General features: G+C 46.3%; 12 protein-coding genes. 1 reads left to right on the top strand and 11 read right to left on the bottom strand.

Annotated features, from left to right (window positions below):
• Nucleotides 1–4 precede the first annotated feature (4 nt).
• The 8 genes from MKY42_RS16125 to MKY42_RS16090 all read right to left on the bottom strand — a co-directional run bounded on the left by MKY42_RS16125 (nucleotide 5) and on the right by MKY42_RS16090 (nucleotide 9,169).
• Complete coding sequence (locus MKY42_RS16125) at nucleotides 5–499, bottom strand: hypothetical protein (protein WP_339852540.1); 495 nt, start codon at nucleotides 497–499, stop codon at nucleotides 5–7.
• A 272-nt stretch (nucleotides 500–771) separates the two neighbouring features.
• Complete coding sequence (locus tag MKY42_RS16120; protein WP_339852538.1) at nucleotides 772–1,737, bottom strand: ABC transporter ATP-binding protein; 966 nt, start codon at nucleotides 1,735–1,737, stop codon at nucleotides 772–774.
• Entirely contained in the window at nucleotides 1,730–2,713 is a 984-nt protein-coding gene (locus MKY42_RS16115) for an ABC transporter ATP-binding protein (protein WP_339852536.1), read from the bottom strand. The genes MKY42_RS16120 and MKY42_RS16115 overlap by 8 nt, the downstream gene beginning before the upstream one ends.
• A 9-nt stretch (nucleotides 2,714–2,722) precedes the next feature.
• Nucleotides 2,723–3,664: an oligopeptide ABC transporter permease gene (gene opp4C / locus MKY42_RS16110; RefSeq protein ID WP_090898120.1), complete on the bottom strand. Its 942-nt coding sequence runs from the start codon at nucleotides 3,662–3,664 to the stop codon at nucleotides 2,723–2,725.
• 14 nt (nucleotides 3,665–3,678) lie between these two features.
• Complete coding sequence (locus MKY42_RS16105; RefSeq protein ID WP_090898117.1) at nucleotides 3,679–4,635, bottom strand: ABC transporter permease; 957 nt, start codon at nucleotides 4,633–4,635, stop codon at nucleotides 3,679–3,681.
• 101 nt (nucleotides 4,636–4,736) lie between these two features.
• Nucleotides 4,737–6,461 (bottom strand): ABC transporter substrate-binding protein, encoded by a 1,725-nt coding sequence (locus tag MKY42_RS16100; RefSeq protein ID WP_339852532.1) that lies wholly within the window; start codon nucleotides 6,459–6,461, stop codon nucleotides 4,737–4,739.
• A 322-nt stretch (nucleotides 6,462–6,783) separates the two neighbouring features.
• Nucleotides 6,784–7,692 carry a winged helix-turn-helix domain-containing protein gene (locus tag MKY42_RS16095; RefSeq protein WP_339852529.1) on the bottom strand — a complete coding sequence of 303 codons (909 nt, stop codon included), beginning with the start codon at nucleotides 7,690–7,692 and terminating at the stop codon, nucleotides 6,784–6,786.
• Nucleotides 7,693–7,852: 160 nt separating this feature from the next.
• Nucleotides 7,853–9,169 carry a hemolysin family protein gene (locus MKY42_RS16090; RefSeq protein WP_090898111.1) on the bottom strand — a complete coding sequence of 439 codons (1,317 nt, stop codon included), beginning with the start codon at nucleotides 9,167–9,169 and terminating at the stop codon, nucleotides 7,853–7,855.
• A gap of 378 nt (nucleotides 9,170–9,547) precedes the next feature.
• Here MKY42_RS16090 and MKY42_RS16085 point away from each other — a divergent pair, with 378 nt between their 5' ends.
• The gene (locus MKY42_RS16085) at nucleotides 9,548–11,404 is read left to right on the top strand and encodes an alkaline phosphatase (protein WP_339852526.1); all 1,857 of its coding nucleotides are present in this window, start codon (nucleotides 9,548–9,550) and stop codon (nucleotides 11,402–11,404) included.
• A gap of 202 nt (nucleotides 11,405–11,606) precedes the next feature.
• On the opposite strand, the gene MKY42_RS16080 is transcribed toward MKY42_RS16085, so the two are convergent.
• The 3 genes from MKY42_RS16080 to MKY42_RS16070 all read right to left on the bottom strand — a co-directional run bounded on the left by MKY42_RS16080 (nucleotide 11,607) and on the right by MKY42_RS16070 (nucleotide 14,346).
• Nucleotides 11,607–13,178, bottom strand: coding sequence for a sigma-70 family RNA polymerase sigma factor (locus MKY42_RS16080; protein ID WP_339852523.1), 1,572 nt, complete (start codon nucleotides 13,176–13,178; stop codon nucleotides 11,607–11,609).
• Between the two features lie 235 nt (nucleotides 13,179–13,413).
• A complete protein-coding gene (gerQ, locus tag MKY42_RS16075; RefSeq protein ID WP_244192903.1) occupies nucleotides 13,414–13,815 on the bottom strand; it encodes a spore coat protein GerQ in 402 nt (133 codons plus the stop codon).
• A gap of 108 nt (nucleotides 13,816–13,923) precedes the next feature.
• Nucleotides 13,924–14,346 carry a cell wall hydrolase gene (locus MKY42_RS16070; protein ID WP_090898102.1) on the bottom strand — a complete coding sequence of 141 codons (423 nt, stop codon included), beginning with the start codon at nucleotides 14,344–14,346 and terminating at the stop codon, nucleotides 13,924–13,926.
• Between the last annotated feature and the right edge of the window lie 36 nt (nucleotides 14,347–14,382).

Genomic DNA, 14,382 nt, shown 5'->3' with positions numbered 1-14,382 from the left:
TTGACTAGAAAAGCACATTTGATGATGTATGTGTGCTTGTTTCAGTTTTTGAGCCATTATTTGCGCTGTGAATGCTCACCACACGATAATAGTAACCAGTTATAACAGTCCAGCTGGAGCTTGCATCCAATGCCGAAACATTATTTTTCGTGACAGAATTCGATTTATATGTGACCCAATCGGATCCTGTCCATCGTTGGAGACTATACTGTACCGTTATACTGTTCATTTTGGTGTAAGTTGTTGTCGTTGTACTCACCAATGCAGTGAGTCCTCCTACAGGAATAACATTGCCACTTGCTTGATAAATGTTCTCGAATTGAGCCAAGCTCTGAATGCTTTGGCTCTCCGGTGGTGGTGAGGTCAAGGCTACGGGTTTAACACTCGAAATATCTGGAGTAGCTTCGACTTTTCCATCAGGTATTGCTAAGATCATGGGTAAAGTTAATGCGGCTGCTAATGTCACCTTTAAGAAAGGATTCAAACTCTTTGTCATCATTTAGTTCATTCCTCCAATTTCATATTTTGGATATTCATAGGTGTTTACGCAATGTGAAACTATATGGTTTCAAAAAAAATCCTTTTTAAAATAGTAGAGTAGAGTTATGGAGAAGTTTGGCTCAAAAGCGTTATCGAGTTTAGAAGAAGATAAATCTCACATGAAAGATGCACAAATGAGTAGAACCTCTTGCGTATACATCAACCCCAATAAATACACCGTCATTTTATGCCGATCTCTTCATTCATGCTCCATCGGCGCAATAACGATGTTCAGGCCAAATGACAGGCTACAAAATGATCCGCTCCAACGTCTCGATACGCTGGAATTTGCTGCTTGCAGATATCTTCTGCCCATGGACAACGTGTATGGAACTTGCATCCAGTTGGCGGATTCACTGGACTTGGGATATCCCCTTTAAGCACAATCCGTTCCCGTTTCAATTTGGGAATCGGCACAGGTACTGCTGATAGCAGGGCTTTCGTATACGGATGCAGTGGATTGCCGAACAACTCATCTCTGGAGGCCGTCTCGACCATGGAGCCCAGATACATCACGCCAATACGGTCACACAGATGTTCCACCACACTCAAATCATGCGAAATAAACAGGTAAGCAAGGCCGCGCTCTTGCTGAAGCCGTCTGAACAGGTTGATAATCTGAGCCTGAATGGACACGTCCAGTGCTGATACCGGTTCATCTGCGATAATCAGTTTTGGATTTAAGATCAAAGCTCGCGCAATCCCAATCCGTTGTCGCTGTCCACCAGAGAACTCATGGGGAAAACGATCAATATGATAAGATGACAATCCGCAGGCTCCGAGTACCTCCTTGACGAGATCAAGAACCTCGCTTGCGGTAGCCAACCCGTGATCTAATACAGCCTCCCCGATCGCATCACCAATGCGAATGCGCGGGTTCAGTGAACTGTAGGGGTCCTGGAAAATAAGTTGAAGCTGCGGACGGATCTTCCGCACTTCCTGCATAGATAACTGATGCAAGTCAACACCTTGAAAACGAATCTGTCCTTCCGTTTTTTCCGTTAAGCGCACGATCGTTCTTCCAACAGTGCTCTTGCCACTTCCGGATTCACCCACTAATCCAAACGTCTCGCCTTCATGGATTGTGATGCTGATATCATCGACTGCTTTCACATGGGCTACTGTACGATTCAATAAGCCTTTGCGCACTGGAAAATAGGTTTTGAGATGTTCGATTTCCAATAGAGGTTCAGACATGACTCAACGCCTCCTCATACAGCCAGCATGCAGCCTTCTGTCCGGGCCCAAGCTGCTTCAGCGTAGGCATTTGCGTGGTGCATATCGACATACAGTGCTCACAACGATCAGCAAAATGGCAGGAATCTTTTAAGGATAGCGGATCAGGTACATGTCCGGGTATCGAATACAATTCGTCCTGCCGTTGATTGATAATCGGCTTGGAGCGAAGCAATCCCTGAGTATATGGATGTTTGGGAGATTCAAACAATTGCACAACTTCCCCCTCTTCCACCACTTTGCCTGCATACATTACTACGACATAATCCGCCATTTCGGCTACAACGCCAAGGTCATGCGTGATCATCAAAATAGAGGTTCCTGACCGGGACTTGATGTGCTGTAACATATCCAATATCTGCGCTTGAATCGTCACGTCAAGAGCGGTGGTTGGTTCATCCGCGATTAACAGTTTCGGGTTACATGAGATGGCAATGGCAATCATAATGCGCTGGAGCATACCTCCACTCAGCTCGTGCGGATAACTGTTCGCAATCTGTTCCGGGCGTGAAATGCCAACTTCGGCAATCAGCTCAACCGCTCGTGCGCGAGCCTGCTTTTTACTCATTTTCAAGTGTACAATCAGCGGCTCCATCAATTGCTCACCGATCTTAAGCACGGGATTCAACGAGGACATCGGTTCCTGGAAAATCATGGAGATGTCATTGCCCCGAATGGCACGCAGCGAAGATTTACTTTCACGAAGCAGATCCCGTCCACCAAAACGAATTGCACCGCCTACCACCTTGCCTGCAGGTTCCTCAATCAATCCCATGATTGACATGGCGGTTACACTTTTGCCACAGCCTGATTCACCAACGATGCATACCGTCTCCCCTTCTCGTACATTCAGGCTTACACCGTCTACGGCTTTGACATGGCCTTCTTCTGAGTAAAAATGAGTTTCAAGATGTTCAATTTCAATCATATTTTGCATGAGGCGTGCTCACCTTCTCTTCTGTTTGGGATCTAATACGTCTCGAAGACCATCACCAAAAATATTGATCGCAATAACGGTCACGAAAATGGACAGCCCTGGCGGAATCCATAACCACGGATGCTGTTGAAAATCAATCATGTTGTTGGCCGCATCGATCATATTGCCCCATGTAGGCGTTGGTGGCATGACACCGAGTCCAAAAAAGCTGAGTACCGATTCGCTGAGAATGGACCCTCCGATGTTCAGAGTCGCCATGACGATGAGAAGCGGGACAATATTGGGCAGAAGATGGTGAAACAGTTTGCGACGGTCACGCAAGCCAAGAACAACAGCAGCCTGCATGAATTCACGCTCGCGCAAGCTTAACATCTGTCCCCGTACCATTCGGGCCATACCGGGCCAGTTGACAAAACTGAGCATCAGCATGACGATATACATTCTGGAATCCGGCGGAACTTTCCAATCCGATAACAACGCACCGAAAATGAACAGCAGCGGCAGTCCCGGGATCGTGAGCAGCAAGTCAGCAATCCGCATAATGACCTGATCAACCATGCCGCGATAATATCCGGCGATAGCTCCAAGCAAGGAGCCGATAAATACGGATAGAACCATGGAAGCCAAACCAACAGTGAGCGAGATACGACCAGCCATCAGCACACGGGTGAGCACATCCCTGCCGAGCGCATCTGTGCCAAGCCAGTGATGAATGCCGGGACCTTGTTTCATCGCTGTCATATTGATCTTGTTATCGGTATAAGGTGAGAACAACGGGCCAATGAAACAAGCCACAAACATCAATAAAACTACGATGAATCCGCCAACAGCAAGTTTGTTCTTGAGCAGTCTTCGGATCGACAATTTCCATAAAGAAGACTTGGGTGGAACCTTTAAAGGTAAGGCAGCTTCTGCGGCATTTCTCGTTACAGGCGATGAAGAGATTGTCATGTTCAAAGCCCCCCTTATTGCAAACGGACACGCGGATCTGCGATGTGATAGAGCACATCAGACAGCAGCGTTCCAATGACAGTCAGGATGGCGATGAACATGGTAAAGCCCATCAGCAGCGGATAATCCCGCAGCGAGAAGGACTGCATATATAACTGGCCGATACCGGGCCAGCTGAATATTTTCTCAATAATCAGTGAACCGCCGAATAAGGACGGCAGCTCGAATCCAATCAGTGTTATCGCAGGCAACAGAGCATTGCGCAAGGCATGGGTATATAACACTTTGCTTTCTTTTAAACCTTTGGCTCGTGCTGTTCGAATATAATCCTGTTTGATCACATCAATCATATTGCTGCGGAAGTAACGGGTAAGTGAGCCTACCCCAAGCAGAGTCATAACAATTACGGGCAAGGTCATGTGCTGAATCACCTCTTTGACATAGGCCAGACCGGTAGCATTACTTCCCGTGGTCATCATGCCCCCTGGAGGCAACCATTTTAGGTCAACCGCCAGCAGTTTAATCAAAAACAATCCGATAAAGAAAGAAGGCACGGACATGGCTGCAAATATGCCTATCATCACAAAAGTATCGAACCACGAATACTGCTTATAGGCAGCAATCACACCGATAATAACCGCGATGAACCAGGTCAGGAACGTGGTCACAGCAGCTAACAGGAATGAATTCCAGATATATTCGTTAAACAGCGCGAGCACGGGTTTTTGTTGTGCCAATGAATATCCGAAGTCCCCATGTACAGCATTTTTCATCCAGATGAGATACCGTTCGATAACAGGCTTGTCCAGTCCATACAATTCTCGCAGCTCGGCCTTGCGCTCGGGACTTAATTTAATGTTGCTGGAGATGTAGTCGCCAGGGGTAAGTGCATACAGGCTGAAGATAAGAACGGAAGCGGCCAGCAAAATAAGAACCATATATGTCATCCGTTTCACAATGTAAGTGCTCATATCAGGCTCCTTATCAATGCGTCCCCTGCATCTGCGACATCGCAAACACAAGGGACATTTTGTTTATTCCAGTATTGATGTTTCTTGATTCATACCCCTGCTTATTTCAGAGACCATTCCGGCAAGCTGGTTGCAATCCCGCGGTATGGACTGACAGAAAGTCCATCGATGCGACCGTTATAGGCGTAAACTGTTTTTTTGTAACTGGTGAAAATGACAGGCAGCTCATCGTTGAGCAATTGGTACAGCTCTTTGTATACTGCCTTGCGTTCCTCAATGTCTGTCGTAGCCAGACCTTTGTTGTACAGCTCTTTCACTTTGGGATTGTCGTACCCTTTAAGCTCGCCATCCACAAATTGCAGTACCCCGTCTGAAGGATCCGTTAACATCGGTGTGGAGAAGGAAGCCACGTCGTAATCGCCGCCCTCCACTTTGGAGACAAGTGAGTTGAAATCGGCAAACACTTCAGGCTGGAACTGCACACCAATCGCTTCAAAGTTTTCTTTGGCTACAGCAATGAAGATATCTGTGGCCGGACTTTTCGTTCCGAGGAAATGCAGGGACAACTTCTTCCCGTTTTTCTCACGGATGCCATCCGCTCCAGGCACCCAGCCTGCGTCGTCCAGCAATTGATTAGCTTTGTCCGGATCATAGGCGTATGGATTAATACCTTCTTCCGTATATGACCAGGAAATAGGTGAAGTCGGGATGTTGGCAACAGCACCTGCCCCTTGGTTTGCGTCCACATAGATGGACTGACGATCCAGGCCATAGGTGATGGCTTGACGTACTTCTTTTTCCTGAAGCTGTTCATGCTCCAGATTAAGCTGTAAATATCCGTATGTACTTGGTGTGTAAGGCAGAAGGTTGAGGTATGGGATTTTTTTCAGCTTATCAATATTCTCTTGGGTAGCCGTGAACGAAGTGAAGTCGATCTCTCCGGTCTCAATAAACTGCCAGGTGTCTCCTTCCGATGTTTTATATATGAAATGCTCGGTTTTTGGTTTGCCCTTGTAATAGAACTCGTTGGCAACGAATCGAACTTCCTGACCTGGAATGAACTTTTCAAGTTTATAAGGGCCATTGCCTACAGGTGTTGCATGAAGATTTTTAATGTATTCGAGCTTTCCGAATTGATAGTCTTTGCCGTAGTAGGCTTTGGACAATACCTCTGAGCCCAATGTAAGCAGAGCAGTTGCGTTTGGTTGTTCCAGGGTGACCGAGATCGTTAACGGATCAATGACCTTAATACCCTCAATGTGATCTGCCTTTCCTTCGGTATACGCTTTCCCGCCCTTCACCTTGGTGGAGAAAATATCAAATCCACCGTCATATGACTTGTCATGCAGAATTGTCCATGTAAAAGCAACATCATCTGCGGTGAGCGCGGAGCCGTCACTGAACTTGGAATCTTTTCTTAGATGAAACGTGTATGTACACTGATCGTCGGACACATCCCAGCTTTCAGCGAGATCAGGAACAGGTAAACCTTTCTCATCTACGGTTACAAGTGAAGCAAATAGCAATGAAGCCACGTTGCCATCATATCCACTCTGATGGAAGTACGGTGTGAAAGCCCCGCTGGGATCCGTAAGTCCCACAATCACCGTATCCGTTCGTTTTTTTGCCGTCTCAGGTAATTGATTCAAGTCCGTTGCCTGAAATGGCGCATCCAGTGCTGCTGAAACCGGAGTCGCTTGAGTGCCCGAATTTGTTGTTACGCTTCCAGCAGTATTGGTCTCTGCTCCCCCACCTCCAGCACATGCCGATAACACAATCGCACTGCTGATGATTAACGATGCCACGGATAAACCTTTCACTCTCATAAAATCCTCCCCAATTCATAAATGATCCATATTTTTCTCGCTCAGCCGTTCCTAATTTCCGAAACAATTCAGAATTTATATAATTCCTATGAAATTAGTAAGGTATAAGTTCGATAAGCCCTATTATAAGAATTGCATTTGGTTCTGTAAATAGAGAACCACAAAAAAATATTTATATTAAACCCATTAATATCCACTTTAAAGCGATAAAATAGCCGTATGTTTTGCGCGGATTTCCTGAATAAATTTCAGTTCGGCCACAACAAACATACGGCTGTATCGAAGGTATACATTTTTTCTAAAAACCACATTTTGATAAACGTTATTGCTCCAAATAATTCATGACATTCGGTAAAATTTGCTCGAGCGCATGAAGACGGAGTGAATACTCAACCAGGCTCTCTCCTTCAAAATGAGCATAGACCAACCCTGCTCCACGAAGCTTGGATAGATGGTCATGAGTAATTCCTTTGGAGAGCTTCAAGTGACGAACAATTTCTATAAATGAACGTGGTCCCTGATGCAGAAAACGCATGATTTTCAGTCTGTTCTTCTCTCCCAAGCTGCGGATTACACGCAAATGATGGGTCGGAATATACTCATGATCTCCCATATACAATCTGGAGGAATAATGGCACAGCAGCGTATCCCCAAAATGCAGGATGACGTTTAGCGGCTGAAAATGAAATTGTGGCACAAGCAGCAGTCTATCCAACCCCTTCATGTCCCGGAACATCAACCCGTTGGTCGCATCGTCGAGTACCTCTTCCTGGGGCGATTGACTTAACTGTTCCTTGCGGTTCTGAACCTCCTGGCGCAGATGTTGTAAGATGGTGGGATCAAGCAAGCGAAAATATTGCTCATTCCAGCCGGTTAAGACATAGGTCATCTTGGTCTGGAAAGCAGAGATATCATCCGTATACGGGAAACTGTACTTGCTAAAAATGTCATGAAGGTCAAGCACTGTTCGTTGGCTGAACCATTCAATAAAATCCTCCGGCTCCTCAGCTTCCACTCGCAGACAGACAAGCAGATACATCCATTTCCAATCATCATCCACGTTCATATGTTGCAAGACAGCAGCAAGCTCAGGGGTTAGCTCTCCTTCTATTTCTTGGGCCCACGCTGTGGATAAATCAATCTTTTTATGCGATTTTCGGCAAATATATGTATGCAAACTGGCCATGAATTCAAATACAGGTGTAAATGCAACCTCAATGCGATAGCTCAATCTCAACCTCTCCTATCTTGCAAAGTTGTTCCATTATACCCTGTTTGCAGCCGTGCATGCTACGATAATAGGGTAAACAAAAAGCCGCACAGTGAAATAATCCACCGTACGGCCTCTCTATAGACTGGGATCTCCTGTCTCCAAAAAATAATACTTTGGATTAGGCGCCTTCGCCTTCAACCATCAGATCCAGCTTAATCACATTCACACGCGAAATCCGCTTATGCTCGGTCTCTTGAATTACAAAGACATATCCACCATACTCTACCGACTGCCCTACTTCGGGTGGGATGGTTTCTACTCTGGAGTATAACCAGCCGCCAATCGTATCATAATCCGCCCGGTCCATATCCAGCCCAAAGCGCTCACTAACCTCTTCAATCAGCATGAGGCCGTCAATGGAGTATTCCATCTCATCCACTTTCTCAATCGCCGGACGTTCTTGGTCAAATTCGTCCTGAATCTCGCCCACGATCTCTTCCATGATGTCTTCAAGCGTTACAAGGCCGGAGGTTCCTCCGTACTCATCAATCAGGATCGCAATCTGTGTCTTGCTGCGCTGCATCCGCTTGAGCAGGTCACTGATCGGAGTGGAATCGGGTACTGCGAGAATCGGCCGAATCACCGAGATGGTATCTGTAAGCTGAGATCGCATCAGGTCTTTAATGTGAATAAAACCGATAATATGGTCTTTGTCGCCGTTATAAACCGGATAACGGGTACGCATGCTTTCACTGGCAATTTCCAGATTCTCCAGCATGGACTGATTGGCATTCAGGCAGATCATTTCCGTCCGCGGAATCATAATTTCACGGGCGGTTGTTGCCGTAAAATCAAATATATTATCAACAAGCGCCAATTCAGTATTGTCAATTAAACCGCTCTTATTGCTTTCTTTCATCAGAATGCGTATTTCATCTTCACTATGCGCTGAGTCATGCTCCGAGGCCGGTGCCATGCGAAATACTCTCAGCAGGCTGTTCGCCATACCATTCAATGCCCATATAAAGGGGTACATTAATTTGTAAAAGAACGTAAGCAGCGCCGCAGACCATAACGTGATCGTCTCTGATTTGCGGATAGCCATCGTCTTGGGAGCAAGTTCCCCGAGTACAATATGCAAAATCGTAATAATAACAAAAGCAATTGCAATGGAGATGCCATGTACGTATACCGGCCCCAGTCCAAATGCAGTAAACATGGGCTCTAACAGGTGAGCAATCGCTGGCTCTCCCAGCCACCCGAGTCCAAGTGAAGCAAGCGTTATACCCAATTGGCACGCGGACAGATAAGCATCCAGGTTGCGTACAATATTGGAAGCATAAATCGCATTTTTATTACCTGTCTCCACCAAAGCTTCAATCCGGCTGCCACGAACTTTGACCATGGCAAATTCTGCCGAGACAAAGAAACCATTCATCAATACAAGCAAAGCAATTAAAAATAAATTTAATATACTCGGTAAGGGGTCACTCAAATTATCATCCTATTCGCCGTCATTCTTCGGCAAATAGGTCCACCTCCTTCGAAAATGTAGGATATTTGCCATTCTGCCGCTCATATGCAGTTTCAACTTCCCAATGCGTTCACCTCCACCTTTTTCTGTCGAATAACAAGGATATGCTTCTTTTATTATATAATTCTACACTACACAGTCAATCCGTGTCCTATGACAACGAAATGATGCATACGGGCTATTTCGTTAACAAATGTATTGAATACTCCGTTTTTTTTACGTTTTACTAACAAATATATGCATCTTCTTGCTCACGGTTTAACTTTTCTCTTACGCTTAGTTAATCATCCAGCTATATACTTCCAAATAGAACAACAAATTGATCTCGGAGGTATGTTCATGAAAAGCCATCATGCTATGAAATGGAATGCTTTACTACTCAGCGCGGCTGTTGCGATGACAGCCGTGCCTTGGCAGGTCAATGCTGAACCCGTATCTGCCCAGCAACAGACGGCCCCTGCCGCATTTACCATTTTACCTATTGACCGTGCTCAGATTCTCGCAGGCCAGAAGCTCGATTTCCTGGTTGAGCTGAATGGTGCCAAGCTGAAATCGAATGATATTAAAATCCAGGTTAATGGCTTGTCTCCGGACAAATACTTCGGCAAGTCCGGAACGTGGACAAGCAGCAACGACTTGAGCACGGAATACACCATTCGGGATGTTACTTTTAAAGAGAGTGATTCCATTGTGGTAACCGCGGAAACGATTGCTACAGGCAAGCGTACATATTCAAGGGTCGTATACCAAGTGTTTGATCCTTCCAAAGATACGGCCCTACTAACAAACGGTGAGCAAGCCAAAAATGTCGTTCTGATGATTGGCGATGGCATGAGTGCCAATATTCGCACCGCCGCTCGTGTTGTATCCAAGGGTATTAACGAAGGCAAATTCAAGGGTTGGCTGGAGATGGAGCAAATGGATGCGATGGGCATGGTCACGACGTCTGGTATGGATTCCATCGTCACCGATTCGGCCAATAGTGCTTCCGCTTATGCAACTGGCCACAAAACGGCAGTCAATGCCGAGGGGGTCTACCCGGACAATACACCAGACCCTTTTGACGATCCGAAGGTGGAAAACATCGTTGAGCTGGTCAAACGCACCCGTGGCATGGCTACTGGCCTTGTAACGACTGCGGATGTGACAGATGCAACACCTGCTGCAATGGCTGTACATACACGTAAGCGCGGTGAACAAGAAGCGATCGCAAGTATGTATCTGAATGAAGCGAATCGACCAGATGTTATTCTGGGCGGTGGACTGGAGTGGTTCCTTCCAGCAGCTGACGGCGGAAAACGCAAAGATGGACGCAATATTGTAGAGGAGTTCAAAAAAGAAGGATATACCTACGTTACAGATGCAACGAATCTGGACAAGTCTGCCTCTACCAAATCTTTGCTGGGATTATTCCGCAAAGGCAACATGAACGTATATTATGACAGAGAATACACGAAGCCCAACAATACCGATATTGTGGGCAAGGACACGGACCAACCTACATTGATGGAAATGACCGACACAGCCCTTCAGGTGCTGGAACAGAATAAAAACGGATTTTTCCTGATGGTCGAAGGTGCATCGATTGATAAACAGGCTCACACGATGGATTTTGAACGTTCCGTATGGGATGCAATTGAATTCGATCAAACGGTGGGCCGGGTTAAGGAATATGCGAAAAAACACCCGGATACGCTCGTTATCGTCACATCCGATCACGGTCATTCCCTTACCCTCAACGGAACGTATAACACGGAAGCCGCCAAAGGTAAATCAGGCGACGAACTCCGTGAATTGATCGGCACATATGCTGATTCCAAGTTCCCGACGTATGTGGATGCAAACGGAGATGGCTTCCCGGACAATCCGGATTCCGAGTGGAAGATCGCTGTTGGCTGGGGCAATATGCCGGATAACAATGAGAATTATCTCGCTAATCCGGTGCCAATCAGTCCTACCATTCAGGACCCTAACGTCAAAGACAAAGCATGGTATATCGCTAACCCGGACAAAGACCCGGACGGTGTTCACTACACGGGTAATCTGCCTCATGATGAAGGCCAGGAAGTCCACACATTCGACGATGTGCCAATCAATGCCTCGGGACCCGGGTCACGCCTGTTCTCAGGCTATCTCGATAATACGGACGTGTTCCGCAAAATGGTAACCGCATTGAAATTGGATGCGTCCAAGTAGAATACGGTTGAACTAACAAAAGAGTATCCTAGCTCATGCTCAGGCATGGCGGGATACTCTTTTTTCATGATTTTATGGATAATGAGATCAGATGCATGTTAGTTTACCAATTAATGTTCACTGCTACTACTGCTTTTACTGCTTTTACTGCTTCTATTGCTTCTATTGCTTTTATTCAGTTTCTGATTGCATCCATCATTCTCTATAAGATCACTACGTTCTCATTAACGGTGTCCCAGCGCCACGGCCTACCTTTCCCTTCGCCTATCTGAAGACCGCCAATCCATGATGTATCATGTCTTAATCGTGCCCAATCTGCTTCTCCGCTCAGCACCTGAATACCGAGTTCGGTCAAAGACAAGACACCGTGGCGGAATTCGTCATGATGCTGCTGGAAGGTAGGAAAAGCTTGTACACCCTTTATTTGAAGTAAAGCATGAGGTTCCTCCGTCATTCTCTTCAGATGAGCCCAGTACTCCAGATCACCCATTCCCAAGATATGCAATTGATCTCCAACATGCTTGAATAATGAATAAGGGCTATCCACGCCCTCTCTTACGGCCTCCAGTGTGGATTGCTCAATTATGCCCAGTCCGTTCGATACAGAAGGCAGACGGGACAGGTGGGCCTTGAATGCAGCATGTGCAAAAGGGAGCACCGATGTATTTTCAAGCAAGTAGTCCTTGTGGTCCTGAATGTCAGATGATGCATACGCTGCCCAAAACTCGCTGCCAGCCTGGATTTCCTCTGCCCCCATCACATGCCAGGTACCTGATAAACGTCCGATCTGTGTGGATGTGAGTTGCCCAAGTCCCCGAAAATGCTCAATATCCGGGTAGGTATCGATGCATAACAGATTCAGCTTGGTATTCTTCAGGTCCTGTTCCTTGAAATAGTGCAGCAGATGCGATAGCATCGCCTGATCGTAGAGGTCATACTCAAACCACAGTACGATCTCTTCATATTGATGGAATGAGCGAAGTGTCTGCTCAAGTTCCTTGATTTTCAAATATTCAGTCTGCGGAATGCCCAAGTGCTGCTCCAAATATTGCGCTCGTCCACTTCGTGCCTTTTCATTCCTCATATTTCTCGTTATCGGTCCAAATGTATAAAGCTCTCGCCAAACCAGAATTTCACCTTGAATCCCGCTTTGTCTTAACCGATCTGCCGCATGGTCACCATTCATAATGTGAAGCATCCCTTTTCCTCCTTCGTATAATTCACTAAATACTGAAATCACGTCGGCCACAGGCAATGAACGTCTTAGCCTGGATCTGGCATCATACAACCGTTTCTTCAGAGCCGGAACATGAACCCCGAGGAATTCCGACATCTCCTTGAGGGAGTAGCCCTGAAAATAAAACAGTTCAACAGCAAGCTGCATGGAGGTTGGCAAAATGGAAATCGAATCTCGCAGAAGGCGATGCACCTCTCCTTTCAAAGCCTGTTCTTCGGGATTATGAGTCTGATCCTCTTCTTGAATTACATCCTGAATCTCCAGAACCGGGACAGTGCCATGCTGCTTACGCCTCATTAGACGGTAACACTGTCTCTCCACGATAACTTTGAACCACCCGGGAAAAGCATCGGGATTGTCCAGTTTGGACAAATTCGCAAAGGCCTCTGTGAACGCCTCTTGTACCACATCTTCGGCCAGGAACGTATCCCCTAATTTTTGATAGGCGACAGCCAGTGCCATCCCGCGAAATTGCGTCACCAGCTGTTCATAAGCCTCGGCTTGCCCCTGGATTGCTCCCTCGATCCATGTCTTCAATATGTTTTGCTCCTTCCTGTGCGCTTGCTGCTTGATGTATTTATCTTTAAGTGCCTTGATTTGAGAAAAAGGTTACTTCTGTTTAGGTTCATTTTTTATTTGTTTATTTGTTTATTTATTTCTTTAATGCTCTATACCATCATATAGGAAAAGCTGCCCCGTTTGCGTAATAACATCCGCATTCGAGACAGCCTGTGTATGGCCGTATTATATTATGTTCTCTTTTCCCTGCTAATTAACGTCTGCTTGGTTGTTGCGGATAGTTCCCGATCACACCTGGATATTGATACAACAACGGCTCATCGAATGTGGCGTAGTCGAAATTGACCATCAAAAGCATGATCCGTTTTCCAGTGTTAGGGTCACTGATAATGATATGGTCACGACCAGCTGCTTCCAGAATACCTTGGAAAATGCGGGCATTCCACTCTTTGTTTCCTTCGTAAGTCATGTAGAATGTTCCACATTTACCCAGGTTAAGCCGTAAAATATTTTCGATGTAGGATTGTTCAAACTGTGGCGCAGTTGTGGTTGCAACTCCACCCGTAGGTGTCATTGGAGCACCGCTTGATACGAGCGGAGGTACGCTTGTGGAGCTAGGTGAAACCATGCCTGGAGTTGGCGACATCATCGGCATTCCGTTACCAATTTTATAGGATGTTCCTTGGACTTGCGAATTGGCCTGTTGGCCCATAACCTGTGTTGGTTGATAAGGCTGGTTAATCATCATGATTCCTCCCAAAATTTAATATACGGATGGACAGTCTTCGCCTGTCGGACTGAAGAAACAATGCGCCTTGAAGCGGCCTGTATTTTGCTGGTTATACCAGGTTGGAGGGCATTCCCCCACGGGACGGAAAAACCACAGAGAGTTGCTGGCTGGCCAGAAGCGTTCACCATTAATGACACGCTGTGCCAAGCGTATTTCTGATTGTCTTGCCCGTTGGTAGAAGTACCCTTTTTGCGTAGACTCGAAGCCACCCGGATTCTGAAACACCATTCGATTAATGTCCCGAATATCACCGAAATCCAAGCAATCACCAAGCACCCGGTTTACCCCTACATTGCCTACAAGCAGCATGCCTTGTTCGCCGTCACCTTCAGCCTCCGCTCTCATCAGTCTAGCGAGCAGCTTGACGTCTTCCGAGTTGGCTTTAATAACAGCCATATCCTGTTTCCTCCCTTGTTGAACCTCTTCATCACC

The sequence above is a fragment of the Paenibacillus sp. FSL W7-1088 genome, assembly GCF_037969855.1.
Lineage (GTDB): Bacteria > Bacillota > Bacilli > Paenibacillales > Paenibacillaceae > Paenibacillus.
This window is presented reverse-complemented; position numbering and strand designations above follow the sequence as displayed.